Here is a 15,104-nt window from a genome sequence, read left to right as displayed (position 1 = left end):
TCAGTCAGTTTCCAGAGGCAGGCGGCGATTATGGCATTCATCCCGGGTTTTGGCAGGTCGGCTTCACGGTTGCTTACAACGTTGCATTGAGCCCGAAGCGTTTCATCAGGATTTTCTCCAGCAGCGCCTTGGGCAACAACGCGGCCATCAACGGCAAAGCCCGGCTGCCGTTGCCCGAACGCAACAAGCGTGGTGGTTCGTTCTGTTGCACCGCCTTGAGCACATCCGCCGCGAATACATCGGCGGGGGTCGGCTTGTCCTGGGAAGCCTGGCTGCGCGCCCGAATGCCCTCGCGCAGCGGCCACCACGGCGATTGTTCGTTGATCAACAGCTCTGCCTGGGCGCCGGCATTTTTAGCGAAACGGGTGTTGATCGCTCCCGGTTGGACTTCCATCACCCGCACACCAAACGGCGCCAACTCCATGCGCAGTGCATCGCTCAAGGCATGCACGGCGGCTTTGGATGCGCAGTACGCACCGGCAAAGGGGGTCACCAACACGCCCGATACGCTGCCGATATTCACCACCAGGCCTTGGCGCCGGCGCAGGGCGGGAAACAGCGCCTGGGTCACGCCGACGATGGAAAAAACGTTGGTTTCGAACTGGCGTTGCAGGCCGTCGGTGCCGCCGTCGAGCAAGGGGCCCATGGCGCCATAACCGGCGTTGTTCACCAGCACATCCAATTCGCCCAGTTGTTCGGCCAGGCGCTGCAAGGCGGCACTGTCGTTGACGTCCAACGGCACGGCATTGAAGCCGGCCGCGGCCAGGCTGGTCACATCGTCCTGGCGGCGGGCGCTGGCCCACACCTCGTAGCCTGCGCTCTTGAACGCGTCGGCGAGGGCGCGGCCAATGCCGCTGGAGCAACCGGTGATGAGTACATTAGGCATGATCAGTCCTTTGTCAGTCCGAGAAACTGCCTTGCAGATGCTCGGCGCGAAATTCCAGGGTTTGCGGGCGGTAGCCGGGGCGTAGCGGCGGCGTGGGCAGGCAGTCTTCCCAGATCTCACCAGCCTGCAGTTCGCCGGGGCCGCGATAGCGTGGAGCGGCGTAGACGTTGTCGGCCAGGTTGACAGTGTCGCCGGGTGCATAGGCGGCCACGCGCCAGCGCAGTTCGGTCAGGGGTACGTCGTTGGTGTTCTTCAGGGTCAGCTTCAACGGGCGGTCAGCCTGGCAGTCTTGTGGCGCATAACTGATACGAAGCTCCAGGCGCGCCAATTGCGACGCTTCGCGGTTATCCAGCCACACCACCCAGATCGCCACGCACCCCAGGCCGACAGCGGCGGCGAGGGAAACCGGCAGCGCCTTGGCGGGGTAGCGCAGCAGCAGGATCAGCCAGGTGATGATCAGGAGAACGCCGAAGAACATGGAGACCACCTCGAATAGGGAACGAGCATCCTAACTTAAGCGTAGGTGGGTTTGGGGTGCTTGAGTGCGATGTTGCCTGGGCTGATGTCATCGGGAGCAAGCCCCCTCCCACACTTGAATGTGTTCACAAATCAAAATGTGGGAGGGGGCTTGCTCCCGATGGGGACACTGAAGGCCCCAAAGAAAAAGCCCCCGCCCAACCGGCTGCGGATAGGGGACGCAGTCGGCTGGGCGAGGGCTTCTTGTACGACTGTTTTACTGCGCGATAGTTTTCACCGAAACACCTCGTTCAACCGGCGTCGAGCGTCCGTAGATATCTTCGAACCTCTCGATATCGTCCTCGCCCAGGTAGCTGCCCGACTGCACTTCGATGATTTCCAGCGGGATCTTGCCCGGGTTGCGCAGGCGGTGCACCGAGGCAATCGGGATGTAGGTGGACTGGTTCTCGCAAAGCAGGAACACGTTCTCGTCACAGGTGACTTCAGCGGTGCCGCTGACCACGATCCAGTGCTCGGCGCGGTGGTGGTGCATTTGCAGCGACAGGCAGGCGCCCGGTTTCACCGAGATGTGCTTGACCTGGAAGCGTCCGCCCATGTCCACCGAATCGTAGGAGCCCCACGGGCGATAGACTTCGCAGTGGTTCTGGGTTTCGCTGCGGCCTTGCTCATTGAGGGTGTTGACCATCTGCTTGACGCCCTGGACCTTGTCCTTGTGGGCAATCATCATCGCGTCCTTGGTTTCCACCACCACGATGTTATCGAGGCCGATCACCGACACCAGCTTGCCGTTGCCATGCACCATGCAGTTGCGGCTGTCCTGGATCACCACGTCGCCTTTGCTCACGTTGCCGTTGGCGTCTTTATCGTTGACCGCCCACAGCGAGGCCCAGCAACCCACGTCGCTCCAGCCGGCGCTCAGCGGCACGACGCAGGCGCGTTGGGTTTTTTCCATCACGGCGTAGTCGATGGAATTGTCCGGGCAGCAGGCGAAGGTGGCTTCGTCGAACGTCACGGTGTCGGCATCCTGCTCACTGCGCTCGAGGGTCAGCACGCAGGTGTCGTAGATGTCCGGGTCGTGCTTTTTCAGCTCTTCGAGGAAACGGCTGGCGCGGAACAGGAACATGCCGCTGTTCCAGAAGTAACCGCCGCTTTTGACGAACTCCACGGCACGTTTTTCATCGGGTTTTTCCACGAACTGTTGCACGCGGCTCACGCCCTCAGGCAGCAGCGAGTCGTTGGTGGACTTGATATAGCCGTAGCCGGTTTCCGGGCGGGTCGCCGGTACACCGAACAGCACCATCTCGCCCCGTTCGGCGGCCACGGTCGCCAGGGCCAGGGCGCGTTGCAGGGCTTTCTGGTCATCGATGACGTGGTCGGCCGGCAGCACCAGCATCAGTTCGTCGCGGCCTTCATTGACCAGCATCATCGCGGTCAAGGCCACGGCCGGTGCGGTATTGCGCCCGAACGGCTCCATCAGGATGCGCTGGCTTTCCAGGTTGCGGGCGTTGAGTTGCTCATTGACGATGAAGCGGTGCTCTTTGTTGCAGACCACGATGGGGGTGTCCATGCCTTCGAACACCAGGCGCTCCAGGGTTTGCTGGAACAACGTGTGTTCGCCGGTCAGGGCCAGGAATTGCTTGGGGAACTGTTTACGCGAAAGCGGCCAAAGACGTGAGCCGCTACCACCGGAGAGAATTACTGGGATCATGGGTGTTTCTCCTTGAATCGATATGGGTCAGAGCCTGTGGGAGGGGGCTTGCTCCCACAGGGAATCGTCAAATTGAAAAGCTAATCAGCGGGTCGACACCGGGCGCTTGACCCAGACTGGCGACAGGCTCGAACCCGAGCCGGTGACATACAGCACCGCCGCTTCACCACGTTCCAACGCAACCGGCTTCACATCGCCGACTTTCTTGTCTCCGTCATACAACGCCAGGCTGACTTTCACCGGGTTGATCTCACGCTCGCCACGGCCTTTGGCGGCCACTGACTGGACCACGTCGGTCTTGCCGTCGGCGGTTTTCAGGGTCAGAGCCTTGTCGCTGAGGTTCTGCACGCGTACCAGGGATTTCTGCTTGTTCTTGAACGGTGGTTCTTCGATCAATTGCGGCTGCCCGCTACTGCTGTTGACCAAGGTGTAGTAGTGGTCCGGGGCGAGTTTGACCGGCACGGTCTGGCTGCCGACCTTGGCGCTGTAGTCACCGCCGGGCATGAAGCTGAAGTCGCTGCTGGAAAGTGGCGCAACATCGCTCAGGTTGGTCGCGCCGACGGTGGCGCTGACCTCTTGGTTGGACGCGTTGTAGATACGTACGAAGCTCGAGCCTTTTGGCGCGGTCGGGCCATAAAGCGCTGCGTCTCCACCGGCAAAGGCGGACATCGAGACGATGCTCATACCGGCAGCCAGGGCCAGGGTCTTGGCGAGACGACGAGGAGTAGTAGTGAAAGTCATGTGAGTTACCTCTCTTTCAGTTTTGCGCCCGGTCGGGCATCTCGGATTTCTGGGTTTTTACGGTGTTGAGTGCCATGTTTTGTTGGCGCGAACCGGCTTGTTTAAGCTGCGCAACCCACTGCGGGTCGGCATCGCCGATTTCGTTGTTGACGGGCAGATATCGTTCGGGGAACTCCCAGATCAGCACTTGCGGCGGGCTGTTCTTGAAGTCGTCGCTTTTCAGGTAACTGAGCATCGGCAGGATCGGGCCGTGGCCGTCTTCGGCGTAGCTGATCACGTCGCTGTGCAAGGCTTGCTTGAGCGCGCCGACGAAGTTCCAGTTGGGGTTGGCGCTGTAGCTGGTGCCGACCAGGGCCACTGGGGTTTCGCTGTCGCTGAATAACGCATCGTCACCTTTGTTTTCAGCCAGATGAGTAACGCGTTTTTGCAGCGGCTCTTTAGGCGGCATCAGGTTTTCGAACAACGGGTCCAGCGGCAGGAACAGACGCAGGTCGCCTTTATGCGGCTCGGTCCTTTCGGCTTCGGTGACGAAGCGCTGGGGTTCGCCGCTGAGCGGGGTCTTGTCGGCAATCACCTTGGCCAGCTGTTTGGCCGCGACTTCGGCGCCGTCCGGTGTCCAGTGGGTGTCGGTACGCAGGAACACTTGCTTGCCGCCGAGCTTGGCCTGTTGCAGCGGGCCCAGCAGGTCGGGGGCGATGATCTTGTCGGCGGCCACGTGGGCGTGGAAGTCCTGGTACAGATTGGCGTGGATGCTCGCAGGTTTCACCTCACCCAGGTGTTCCGGGTACAGGCGCACCTTGGCCGGCACGATCGCCATCACCAGTTGAATGCCCTGGGCCTTGAGCTTCTGGCGCACGCCTTCGACCAGTGCGTAATTGTCTTGCAGGTTCTGGTCTTCGTTGGCGCTGGGGTTGAACTCCTCGTCGCTGTACAACCAGTGATCGCGACCGAGCACTACGCCCTTGCGACCTTCGTTGAACAGCTTGTAGTCCAGCGCGGCCCAGAGGTTGGTGCCCAGGCGCTTGATCGGGAACTCGTCGTCGTAGTGGGTCTCGACGGCCTTGGTCCAGCGACCGTTGAGTACTGTCGCGTCGGCATTGGTGCTGAAGCCGAAGAAACTGCGCAGCGACCAGGCGCCAAGGGCCAGCAGCAACGCCAGGAACAGGCTGATGTAGAGGATGCGCAATGAGCGGGTCATGGTCGGCTCCCTCAGAATTGGAAGTAAAGGAACGGCGAGAAACTCTGCGCCGACAGTTTGAGAATCGACGCCACGAACAACAGCAGCACCGCCGCGCGCATGGCGTAGCGTGGCCAGTCAGCCGTCCAGTAGGCCGGTTGCACGGCGGCATCCCGGCCGACGGTGAAGCCGGGCTGGTGGATGCTGCCTGGGTTGTCGCCCGGCACCGCCTTGATCAGGCTCGGGTCGGCCGGGCGGGTTTTCTCGGCGGGGCGGTTGGCGTAGAAGTCGCGCAGGCCGAAGAACGCCAGCGTGGCGTACGCCACCACCAGGGTTGCCACTTGCAGGCCGGTGAGGCTGGCGCGGTTGAGTTCCGACAGCGACCACTCGTTGAAGCTGAACATCGCGCCGTACATACGCCCGGCGACGTGCAGGTTTTCAGCGCGGAAGATCACCCAGCCCATCACCACCAGGAGGAAGGTGAAGGCCCAACGGATGACGTTGAAACTGCGGGGTGCGGTGTTGAGGCCGATGGCTTTTTCAATCGCCAGCCACATGCCGTGCCATGCGCCCCACACGATGTAGGTGATGTTCGCACCGTGCCACAGGCCGCCGAGCAGCATGGTCAGGAACAGGTTGCGGTAGGTGGTCAGCGTACCTTTGCGGTTACCGCCCAGGGTGATGTACAGGTAATCGCGCAACCAGGTGGACAGGCTGATGTGCCAACGTCGCCAGAACTCGGTGATCGATTGGCTGATGTACGGCTGCTTGAAGTTTTCCATGAAGCGAAAACCCATCATCAAGCCCAGGCCGATAGCCATGTCGCTGTAGCCGGAAAAGTCGAAGTACAGCTGCGCGGTGTAGGCCAGCGCGCCGAGCCAGGCGTCGCCGGTGGTGGGGGTTTGCAGGGCGAAGCAATGATCGGCCACCACCGCCAAGGTGTCGGCAATGAACACCTTCTTGATAAAACCCTGCATGAACCGGGTGCAGCCCTCGGAGAATTTATCGAGGGTGTGGGTGCGGTTGTTGAACTGGTCGGCCAGGTCGCGAAAACGCAGGACCGGGCCGGCGATCAGGTGCGGGAAGATCGCCACGAACGCGGCAAAGTCGATGAGGTTACGCGTGGCTGGGGTGTCGCCGCGGTACACGTCGATGATGTAGCTGATGGACTCGAAGATGTAGAACGAGATACCGATCGGCAACAACACGTGGGTGAGGATGAACGGCTCCAGGCCCATCGACTTCATCATCACATTGATGCTGTCGACGCCGAAGTTGGCGTACTTGAAGTAACCGAGGATGCACAGGTCGACGGCCACGCCGAGCAGCAGCCAACGCTGTGCCGGCCGGGTGCGTACACCGGCGGCGCCGACCTTGAGGCCGATCCAGTAGTTCCACAGGGTGACGGCGGCGAACAACGCCAGGAAGTCCACTCGCCACCAGGCGTAGAACACGTAGCTGGCAATCAGCAGCAGCAGGTTGCGATAGCGTTGCCCGCTCAAGTAGTACAAGCCGAGAAAGATCGGCAAGAACAGAAACAGGAACACATTGGACGAGAAAACCATCCCGATCTCTCCATGTTTAACCAACAGTCAAGGGCCAGAGCCCCCCCAAACCCCCCACGAAAAGACGGGGAGGGCGGTGTGATCGTCCCCACGCTCTGCGTGGGAACGCCTCACTGGACGCTCTGCGTCCGCTTCCGGGACGCGGAGCGTCCCTGGCTGCGTTCCCACGTGGAGCGTGGGAACGATCAGCCGCTAACTGCCTTTGTTGCCTTTTTCATGCGTCGGGTCGTAGACCTTGGTCAGGTCGCCGCCCAGGCGGAAGGTCTTGAAGGGCTGCATCCCGTGCTTGCGCTCGAGTACATCCGGGGCGCAGGTGTAGAGGGTGCAGAAGGGTTCGAGCCAGGCGAATTTCATGTCCTGCTTCAAGTCCTTCATGTCCTGCTCTTTGCCGTTCTTCTGTTCGAAGATCTGCGGGTCTTTCACGCCGGCCAGCACTTTGTCGCCCAGGCGCTTGAGCGCGCTGTTGTTTTCCTGGCGCAAGTCCACGCCATTGACCAAGGCAAAACTGGCGATCATCGACAGCGGCGGCAGGGCGTAGTTGTGGTACGACAGGGCCCGCTGCTGACGCTTCAATTCGTTGGGCAAAAAGCCCTGGTCGTCGACCTGGTTCACGCCGACCTTGTATTCCTTCACCGCCCACTCAAACAGGTCGCGGCGGTTGGTGGCGATGGACGTGGCCATCACCGACCAGGCGGCCCAGTAGGAGTGGTTGTTGGTTTTTTCCAGCGGCAGGTTGTCCCAGTCGCTGACGACTTGATCGGCCAGCTTGTTGAACCACGCCTCGATCAGTTGCGATTCCTGCTGATGGTTGGCCAGCGGGTGAGAGTCGGAGAACTTCAGGCGCACATAGGCCGAGGCCATGCTGCCCAATGCCCATTTGCGCATGGATTTGCCGGTGTGGTTGAAGTCCTTGGACATCAACGCATCGGCCTTGGCCCACGATACCAGCCAGTTCAACGTGCACTCGAGCTGCTCCGGGCGGCCGTCGCGCATGAACTGCATCACACGCTTGCTGGTGTCTTTTTCCAACTTGGTGATATCGGCGGTGCTGTCGCGAAAGGCCTGTTCGGACTTCAGGTTCAGCGTGGCGCGAGCCTTGTCCGAGCCTTCGTACTTGCTGCGAAATTGCAGCGGCCCGGTATAGGGCGTCGGCATGGTGTCGCAGTTTTCCTTGAAATCGCCGGTCTTGAACGCTTCAACCGGTGCGAAATAGCCCTGGGGCGGACGTAGCGGGGCGGCGGCGTTGACGGAACCGGCGAAGATCGCCAGGCCGAGCAACGAGGGAATCCATAGTTTTTGCATAAGTCACCTCACTTCCCGAGTTGGGCGGTCTGCTGAGCACCGCTTGGGAATACGTTGCGTGTGCAAATTTTCGCTTCGACCTTTTGCGCGGCAGCTCCCGCTTCCGGCCCCTGCACTTCCACGGCCAGCAAGTTCTGCGAGGCCCAGTCTTCATCGGTGCGCAGTTCAAAGGCGAAACGCCCGTCTGTATCGGATGTTTCGGGTTTCTCGATCTTGATGTCCTCGTGGCGCCCGTTCATGTACCAGAGGGTGGCGTGCAAGGTTTTCACCGACGGATCGGCGAAGCGGATATCCACCTGATGGCTGCTGTTACGCAGGTCCTTGTTCGCGCTGTTGACCAGCAGTTCGTTCTTGCCGGGTTTGAGCGTAGTGCTGGTGCTCATCTGCGCGGTCTTGCCTTCACAGCCGTTGTCGAGCAGCGCCATCATCTGGCGGTAGATGGTTTCCTGGTCCAGGCGATACAGTGGCGAGAATTCCCAGATCAGGATCTTCGGTGGGCTCTTCTGGAATTCATCGCTGCCCAGGTACTGGATCATCGAGCCTTCCAGGCCGCCGCCGGGGAAGGCGACGTTGAGGATATCGGCACCGATTTCCTGTTCCAGGAAGCCGGCGAAGTTGTAGTTCTTGCCGCTGTGGCTGGTGCCCACCAGGGTGATCTGCGGGTTGCCCGAGTCACCGAACAAATCGCCGTCGCCCGCTTCGCCCTTGGGCTCGGTGGTGAACTGGTCCATGTACTGGATCGCATAGCTGGTGCCGCACAGTTGCCCGGCCATGTTGTGCAGGGTGCCGGTCTTGCCCATGCGTCCGGAGCGTTTGGTTTCGAATTCACGCTTGGGAATATCCGCGAACTCAGGCATCGCACGCACTTTGGCGGCGACTATTTTCGCGGTGCGCTGGGCGCCGTACGGGGTCCAGTGCTGGTCGCCGCGGAAGTAGAAGTCGTGGGCCGGCAATTCATCGGGCAGTTGCTCATTGGTCAACGGCGACAGGTCCGGCACTACAAAGCCCATCTTGGCGAAACGGCCGAGCATGCTCTTGTAGTTGCCCAACGCCTTGTCGAAATCGAACTTGGCTTTTTCTTCGGGGTTGAGCTTGTTGCGGTTTACCAGGCCACGGGTCGGCTGGTAGACCAATACCAGCTCCACGCCCTTGGCCTTGAACGCATCGTGCAGCTGTTGCATGCGCTTGTAACCGGCCGGGGTGGTGTCGAATTCGGTGCGCAAATCTTCCTGGGTACGGAACAGCCAATCGCCCTGGGCTTGCACCAGGGTGGTGAAGTTCTGTTGGTAGCGCGTGGTGTAGTTCTTCGCGTCATGCGCGGCCGGGCACAGGCTGCAGCAGGGTTCGGCGGTGAAGGTCGGAGCCTTCAGTTCGTCGGCGCGTACGCCCTGGCTGGCCGCGAGCAGGCCGAGGGTCAGACCCGAAAGGCTCAGCAGTTTGATCATGTGTGGGTGCATAAGGGTCATCCTCAATCCTGCATTTCGGTCTGGCGTTCGACAGGGTCGATCAGCACGGCTTTCTGCTGGCGTACCAGCAGGTCGAGAATTTCTTCCTGGCGATCGCCCAGCACGCCGTTGAAGCTGATACCGCTGGACTTGGTCGGTGCCAGCATCGACACGCGATACAGCTCGACGCTCAGCGGCGAGTCGATGGACAGCGGCCCGCTGGCGTTGCCCGCCAGTTCACCGCCGACCACGATCAGCGAGACCTTGGCGTCGAACGGGTCGAGGGCGATGTCACGGTCGGTGTCGGTCAGATCCTTGATGTGGCCGTACACGCCGGTCAGGCCGTTGGCCATGGCCGTGTTCTCGTAGAGCTTGATGTTCACGCTGTTGCGCACGCGAATGCCGTGGCGACGGTTGCTGATCACCTTGTTGCCCCACAACAGGTTGTCGCCGCTCTCATAGAGGGTGATGCCGTCGGTGTGGTTGCGGTAGATCTCGTTGTCGACGATCAGGTTGTTCACGCTGTTACGGTCGATCACCAGGCCCGAGAGCTTGTTGTCGTAGCTGCGGTTGTTGAAGATGAAGCTGTCATTGACCTCACGGGAAATGATGATGCCGTGCTTCTTCTTCGTGCCGTGCACGGTGTTGTCGGCGATGATCAGGCCATGGGAGCGGTCGTGGGGGTCGATGCCGTAGACGATGTTGTCCTTGTAGGTATTGCCCTTGATGACAAAACCCGTGGTTTCATAGCAGTAGAAGCCGTACCACATGTCCGAGAACTCGGAATCGATGATCCAGCCGGTCGGTTCCGCACGCTTGAGCACCTTGGCCATGTTCGGGGTGTACTGGGAAATACTCACGCCGTACGACTTGCTGTTGGCGTAGCCGAAACTGGCCATCTTGCTGTTGGCCACGTAGGTCTCGGTACCGCCCCAGGCCAGCAGGAACGGACGGAACTCCTTGGGTGACTGGAACAGCGCCGGGCCGTTGGTCTTTTCATTCCAACCGGTGATCTTGGTATCACGCACGAACAGCTGCCCGTCGTTGATCAGGAACGCACCGGCTTGTTGGGACAGGCGCAGCTCCTGGGTTTTGCGGTCGATTTCGAGGATGCCTTTACGCCCGACCACGATCGGCAGCTTGGCCAGGAACACACCCGGCGAGGTCTCGCTGAAGTACTGCTTGGGTACTTTGCCGAGCAAGTCCTTGAGGTTCATGTAGCCGTCATCGACGAAGATCGCCTGGGGAATGCCGTGCTGACGCACCACCCATTCGGCCATCTTGTTGTCACCGCCGATGAAATCCTTGAGCGCGTCTTCCTGCATCATGCGACGGATGCTGATCTTGCCGGGCTTGCTGCGTACGACTTTCTTTTCCAGCGCCGCAGCGGTGTAGCCGCTCAGGTCCGGCAAGGCGGGCTTGGCCATTTCCAGCGGTGCGGTCGGCGGGCTGGAAATGGTGTAGGTCTTGGCCTGTTGCAGCCCTTTGGCGATGGTCGGCGCCTTGGCCGCCGAATCGGCAAACGCCGGGGCGCTGGCCAGCAGCATTGCGGCGACGAGTAGGCTTTGAGCATTCATTGCGCAGGCTCCCATCAGAATCGCCAGATCACGTCGACAAAGGCGCGGTGCATGTACGAGTCGACTTGGCTGCCATAGGCGTCGCCCGGTTTGAACACGCCTGCACGAAAGCGCACCAGGGCCGATGGTTCATCGATCGACTGGCTCAATGCAGCCGGCAGCAGGCCCTGCTTGAAGTACTTGGTGACCACCAGGTCCATCTCCTGGCCCAGGTCTTTCTTGCCGTCTTCAAGGGGCAGGGAAGTGCTGGACAAGATTGCGCCGGTCACGTCATCGGTGTTGTTCTGCACGGCGTCGATACCGTTGCTGCCCACCGGCTTGTTGCCGTCGACACGCCAGAACTTGTGGTAGACCAGGCTGGCGTCATAGTCCTCGCGCAGTTGCCAGGAACCGAACAGGCTCATGGACTGCATGTTGTTCATCTCACCCCGGAACGCCTCGCCGAAGCGGTGCACGCGGGACTGGGTGCCGGTCCAGTTCGAACGGTTGCTCTGCAGGCCGTTCTGCTCGTATTCGGCGCTGGCGCGCGAATAAGCTGCACCGACTTGCCACTGCGGGTCGAGGCGCAGGCGCACACCGATATCGGTGGCCCAGCCGTTCACGTCATCACTGCGCTTGGCGTTGCCCGGGCGGGTGCCGTCGGCATTCAACGCATTGACCGTGTCGCGGTTGCCCTGCATGCCGGTGATGCTGGCCCAGTAGTTGACGGTATTGGTATTGCGCCAGTTGTAGGCGTCGCTATTGGCTTCGAGGCCGAGCCAGGTCAGGTCGCCGTTTTCGCGCTTGTCCAGCGGGTCGGTGGCTACGCCGGGTTCGGCGTAGTCGAGCTTGCCATCGTCATGGGTGTGGTGCCCGCGTATGCCGATCCACTGGCCCGGTGTCCACTGGTAGGACGCATCGGCGTAGAAGTGCTGGCGGTCCTTGTCCTTGGGCGACAGTTCCTTGAGGTCGGTGCGGTATTCGCTGAAGCGTTCGGCGGCGCCGACATTGGCCTTGAGCAAGGTGGTGTCGAAGGTCCAGTTCAGCGCCTCGATATTGGTATCGCGCCATTGGCCGTCGTCGTTGCGCAGGCGTTGGCGACCCAGCTTGAGCATCTCCCCAGGGTAGGGCGTGAAGCCGCTGTAGCCGACCCAAAACTCGCGCAGGGCCAGGTAGTTTTTCTTGGTCTTGCGGTCGTTGTTGCTTGACTGCTCGGTGGCGTCATCGGAGGACTGTTGCAGGGTGTCGGTCTCGATGATGTCGCTCGATGTCACGGCCTGGCCCATCGCATAGGCGCTCCACGCGCCGCTTTCACCATAGACCCACGGGCGCAGGTCGAGGCCGATGCCGTTGACGTCACCGCCGGGCTTGGTGCCCAGGTCGCGGTCGTCTTCGGACTGGCCGGTGATTTTCACTTCCAGGCCGAAGTTCTTGGCTTCGGTCAGCGCCGCCAGGGTCGGGCACGACCAGAGCAGGGCGAAGGTCAGGCCAATGCCGGCCTTGACGAATGGATTGAGCTTCATAGGGATTCCTCGCCGTCTTCTTCTTGCAGGGCGTGCAGTTGCAGCGTGCTCTGGGCCAGGGTGCCGCGGGTGGCCAGTTCTTGTTGCACCAGGCGTTGGCCTTCGGCGCGTTGCGCAGGCGTTAGCGGGGCTTCAAGCTGGGTGGCCAACTCGTTGGCCTCCGGCGTGTCCTGGGCCTTGGCCAATTGGCTGAAGACATAGGCGTTCAATGGGTCGGGCTTGGTGCCCTTGCCTTGGGAGAACAACTGGGCAATGGCGAAGTCGGCGCTGTTCTGGCCGTTGCGTGCAGCCGTCAACAAGTGGTCCAGGGCTTTTTGCGAGTAGACCTTGCCCAGGTAGCCACGACGGTAGATCTGGCCGAGGTAGTAATCGGCGGCGACTTCCTTGCCCACGGCTTTTTCGAAGTGGGCTTCGGCGGCCTTGGCGTCGGCCGGTACCCACTTGCCTTCGTAGTAGAGCTTGCCCAGCAACAATTCGGCACGCGGCTGGTCGGCAGCGCGGCCGTTGTCCAGGTACTTCATCATCTGGTCGACGTCACCCAGTTCAGGGAAGTCGTAGAGCAACTGCGCCAGGCTGACCCAGGACGCAGGGTAGCCGGGGGCGATCTTCTCCAGCAGCGCCTGGGCGGTTTTTTCGTCCGGCTGGCCGAGGCTGGCGTCGCCGAGCACACGGGCGACGCTGTCGACGCGTTGTGCGGTGACGGTGCCACGGCTGTAGCCGGCTTCCATCTGCTTGAGCAGCTCGGCTTGTTTCTCCGGCTCGGCCTTTTTCTGATAGACCGTGGCCAGCTCGACGTAGCAGATATCGGTGGTGTTCAGTGCGGTCTTGCAGATGCGTTCCACATCATCCAGGTGCTGGTCGTAGGTGTCCTGGGTGCGATACAGCAGCACTTGGGCCAGACCGGCTTCGGGGTAACCGGCAGCCTGCCATTGGCTGATCTGCTGCTGGGCATTCACGTTCGGGAAACTGTGCGGATACTGCAGGTACAGCATCGCCAGCGGGATCAGGGTGTTGCCTTCGCCATGGGCAAAGGCTTTTTTCAGCAGCCCTTCGGCTTCATGCTGTTCGGCTTCGGTGCTGCCGGGCTTGGCCACCAGCAGGCGACCGAGACGGGCCTGGGCGCGGGGCGAGGTGTCCGCCGCCGCACGGTATGTGGCTTCGGCCTGTTTGATTTGCGCCGGATCGCGTGTGCCGACCTGGATATCGGCCAAGCCTACCTGGGCCTCGCTGTAGCCCAGGTCTGCCAGTTGCTGGTAATTCTGCTGGGCGGTGACGGTGTCGCCACGTTTCAAGGCTTCGTTGGCCAAACGCTGGTCGGGCAGGCCGGCGCAACCGGCCAGGCTCACCGCAACAGCCAGCAAGGCCAGCGAACCCAGGTGGGAGGGGGCTTGCTGTGGCGAGCAAGCTTGCTTGCGCTGGGGGGCGAAGCGCCCCCAAAAAGTCGACGACTGCTGCGCAGTCGAGCGGGAGCAAGCGCCCTCGCCACGGCAAGCCCGGTCCCACAGGGATCGTGTTGTTTTTGATATTGGGTTCACAGGCATGTCCTCGCTTACAGACCGTGAGCCATGGCTTTATCGATCAGCCAGTTCAAGGAGGGGCCGCGGTCGCTGGTCACTTCCACCGGGCGACCGGCGTAGGTGCTGTCCAGCGGGGCGTCTGGCTTGATCTGTACGCGGATGTCGGAAGACAGGTCGGCGCTGTTCAGGCTGGTGCTGCTGACGATGGTGCCGGTACGCACCTGTTCTTCGTCGGCCACCTGGAAGCTCACCGCAGTGCCTGGGCGAACGTCGGCGAACTGGCGATAGGTGAAGCGTGCTTCCACGTTGGCCTGGCTGCCGCGTGGCACCAGATGGAAGATCACGTCACCTTTGCTCGCGTACTGGCCGTCGGCAACCAGTTGCTGGGCGACCACGCAATCGCAGGGCGAAGTGAGGGTGCCGGTCATTTGCTTGCCGAACAGTTCTTCAACCTTGGCCGGCTGCAGTTGGTCTTCGTCCAGGTGGCCTTTGAGGACGTCGAGCATGCTGGTGCTGAACGTCGCCAGTGGCGCGCCTTTGGCGGCGACCGCGTCACCTTTGAGCAAGCTCTGCACGGTGCCGTCGCGGGGCATGGTCACGTTCATGCCGGGCACGCTGACCAGGCCGGCCTGGGCGTGGCTGACGAAGTACATGCCGTACACCGATTTGAAGATAAAACCGAACGCCGCGAGGCCGACCAGGAAGATCCCCGCGCTGAACGTCACTGCACGCAGACGACCGAACGCGGTCATGCCACTGCCGCTGTCCTTGACCTTGCGCGCCTTGGTGAAATTGTCGCGTTGCAGGGTGGCGAGCACGTCGCCCATGGTCACGATGTCACCGGACAAGTGCGAGGTGATCAGGTGGCGCAGGGTGGAAATGTCTTGCGGCTCCAGGTTCTGGAACTGGCAACCGGTGCGGCCGCTCTGGCGGTCGTAGGAGCGGATCTGCAGCTCCACATCCATCGCCAGGCCGAGGTTGTCGATGACAAATTGCAGGCGGCCTTTGTGCACGGCGCCGACGGTCAGCGGCTGGGTGGAGGTGAATGCCAGGCCACCGGCGGACAGGTCGATCACCCGTGCTTCAGTCGGTGTACGGTCAGTGTTGAAGAAGCGCAACTTGGCCGGAATCTTGACTCGGGCATGTTGGCGCTGGGCTTCGGATTCGTGGACAACATTGGCATTGACTGGGCTGTTCATACTGTTCG

At 61.4% G+C, this 15,104-nt stretch carries 12 protein-coding genes; all 12 read right to left on the bottom strand.

Annotated elements, in window-relative coordinates:
• Positions 1 to 73 precede the first annotated feature (73 nt).
• The 12 genes from JBE38_RS14725 to JBE38_RS14670 all read right to left on the bottom strand — a co-directional run bounded on the left by JBE38_RS14725 (position 74) and on the right by JBE38_RS14670 (position 15,096).
• Entirely contained in the window at positions 74 to 886 is an 813-nt protein-coding gene (locus JBE38_RS14725) for an SDR family oxidoreductase (RefSeq protein WP_198760491.1), read from the bottom strand.
• Positions 887 to 899: 13 nt separating this feature from the next.
• Positions 900 to 1,364 carry a multidrug transporter gene (locus tag JBE38_RS14720; protein ID WP_205344562.1) on the bottom strand — a complete coding sequence of 155 codons (465 nt, stop codon included), beginning with the start codon at positions 1,362 to 1,364 and terminating at the stop codon, positions 900 to 902.
• 255 nt (positions 1,365 to 1,619) lie between these two features.
• On the bottom strand, positions 1,620 to 3,071 hold the full coding sequence (locus JBE38_RS14715; protein WP_060753878.1) for a mannose-1-phosphate guanylyltransferase/mannose-6-phosphate isomerase: 1,452 nt from the start codon (positions 3,069 to 3,071) through the stop codon (positions 1,620 to 1,622).
• Between the two features lie 84 nt (positions 3,072 to 3,155).
• Entirely contained in the window at positions 3,156 to 3,812 is a 657-nt protein-coding gene (locus JBE38_RS14710; protein ID WP_060753877.1) for an alginate O-acetyltransferase AlgF, read from the bottom strand.
• 16 nt (positions 3,813 to 3,828) lie between these two features.
• Complete coding sequence (locus JBE38_RS14705) at positions 3,829 to 5,010, bottom strand: alginate O-acetyltransferase (protein WP_161548237.1); 1,182 nt, start codon at positions 5,008 to 5,010, stop codon at positions 3,829 to 3,831.
• An 11-nt stretch (positions 5,011 to 5,021) separates the two neighbouring features.
• Positions 5,022 to 6,554, bottom strand: a complete 1,533-nt coding sequence (locus JBE38_RS14700) for an MBOAT family O-acyltransferase (RefSeq protein WP_205344561.1) — start codon at positions 6,552 to 6,554, stop codon at positions 5,022 to 5,024.
• A gap of 192 nt (positions 6,555 to 6,746) precedes the next feature.
• Positions 6,747 to 7,856 carry a mannuronate-specific alginate lyase gene (locus tag JBE38_RS14695; protein ID WP_205344560.1) on the bottom strand — a complete coding sequence of 370 codons (1,110 nt, stop codon included), beginning with the start codon at positions 7,854 to 7,856 and terminating at the stop codon, positions 6,747 to 6,749.
• Between the two features lie 8 nt (positions 7,857 to 7,864).
• Entirely contained in the window at positions 7,865 to 9,313 is a 1,449-nt protein-coding gene (locus JBE38_RS14690; RefSeq protein ID WP_205344600.1) for an alginate O-acetyltransferase, read from the bottom strand.
• A gap of 11 nt (positions 9,314 to 9,324) precedes the next feature.
• Positions 9,325 to 10,893 carry a mannuronan 5-epimerase AlgG gene (gene algG / locus JBE38_RS14685; RefSeq protein WP_198760488.1) on the bottom strand — a complete coding sequence of 523 codons (1,569 nt, stop codon included), beginning with the start codon at positions 10,891 to 10,893 and terminating at the stop codon, positions 9,325 to 9,327.
• The gene (locus tag JBE38_RS14680) at positions 10,893 to 12,380 is read right to left on the bottom strand and encodes an alginate export family protein (RefSeq protein ID WP_205344559.1); all 1,488 of its coding nucleotides are present in this window, start codon (positions 12,378 to 12,380) and stop codon (positions 10,893 to 10,895) included. Before JBE38_RS14680 ends, algG begins: the two co-directional genes overlap by 1 nt.
• Positions 12,377 to 13,921 (bottom strand): alginate biosynthesis TPR repeat lipoprotein AlgK, encoded by a 1,545-nt coding sequence (algK, locus tag JBE38_RS14675; RefSeq protein WP_240202510.1) that lies wholly within the window; start codon positions 13,919 to 13,921, stop codon positions 12,377 to 12,379. The genes JBE38_RS14680 and algK overlap by 4 nt, the downstream gene beginning before the upstream one ends.
• 8 nt (positions 13,922 to 13,929) lie before the next feature.
• On the bottom strand, positions 13,930 to 15,096 hold the full coding sequence (locus tag JBE38_RS14670; RefSeq protein WP_205344558.1) for an alginate biosynthesis protein Alg44: 1,167 nt from the start codon (positions 15,094 to 15,096) through the stop codon (positions 13,930 to 13,932).
• Positions 15,097 to 15,104 lie beyond the last annotated feature (8 nt).

This window comes from Pseudomonas sp. ICBG1301 (assembly GCF_016918385.1).
Classification (GTDB): Bacteria; Pseudomonadota; Gammaproteobacteria; order Pseudomonadales; family Pseudomonadaceae; genus Aquipseudomonas; species Aquipseudomonas palleroniana.
This window is presented reverse-complemented; position numbering and strand designations above follow the sequence as displayed.

What these genes read in the sequence shown, in the direction of transcription:
- JBE38_RS14725 (WP_198760491.1), bottom strand. Translation starts at nt 886, where the DNA reads ATGCCTAATGTACTCATCACCGGTTGCTCCAGCGGCATTGGCCGCGCC.
- JBE38_RS14720 (WP_205344562.1), bottom strand. Translation starts at nt 1,364, where the DNA reads ATGTTCTTCGGCGTTCTCCTGATCATCACCTGGCTGATCCTGCTGCTG.
- JBE38_RS14715 (WP_060753878.1), bottom strand. Translation starts at nt 3,071, where the DNA reads ATGATCCCAGTAATTCTCTCCGGTGGTAGCGGCTCACGTCTTTGGCCG.
- JBE38_RS14710 (WP_060753877.1), bottom strand. Translation starts at nt 3,812, where the DNA reads ATGACTTTCACTACTACTCCTCGTCGTCTCGCCAAGACCCTGGCCCTG.
- JBE38_RS14705 (WP_161548237.1), bottom strand. Translation starts at nt 5,010, where the DNA reads ATGACCCGCTCATTGCGCATCCTCTACATCAGCCTGTTCCTGGCGTTG.
- JBE38_RS14700 (WP_205344561.1), bottom strand. Translation starts at nt 6,554, where the DNA reads ATGGTTTTCTCGTCCAATGTGTTCCTGTTTCTGTTCTTGCCGATCTTT.
- JBE38_RS14695 (WP_205344560.1), bottom strand. Translation starts at nt 7,856, where the DNA reads ATGCAAAAACTATGGATTCCCTCGTTGCTCGGCCTGGCGATCTTCGCC.
- JBE38_RS14690 (WP_205344600.1), bottom strand. Translation starts at nt 9,313, where the DNA reads ATGCACCCACACATGATCAAACTGCTGAGCCTTTCGGGTCTGACCCTC.
- algG (WP_198760488.1), bottom strand. Translation starts at nt 10,893, where the DNA reads ATGGGAGCCTGCGCAATGAATGCTCAAAGCCTACTCGTCGCCGCAATG.
- JBE38_RS14680 (WP_205344559.1), bottom strand. Translation starts at nt 12,380, where the DNA reads ATGAAGCTCAATCCATTCGTCAAGGCCGGCATTGGCCTGACCTTCGCC.
- algK (WP_240202510.1), bottom strand. Translation starts at nt 13,921, where the DNA reads ATGCCTGTGAACCCAATATCAAAAACAACACGATCCCTGTGGGACCGG.
- JBE38_RS14670 (WP_205344558.1), bottom strand. Translation starts at nt 15,096, where the DNA reads ATGAACAGCCCAGTCAATGCCAATGTTGTCCACGAATCCGAAGCCCAG.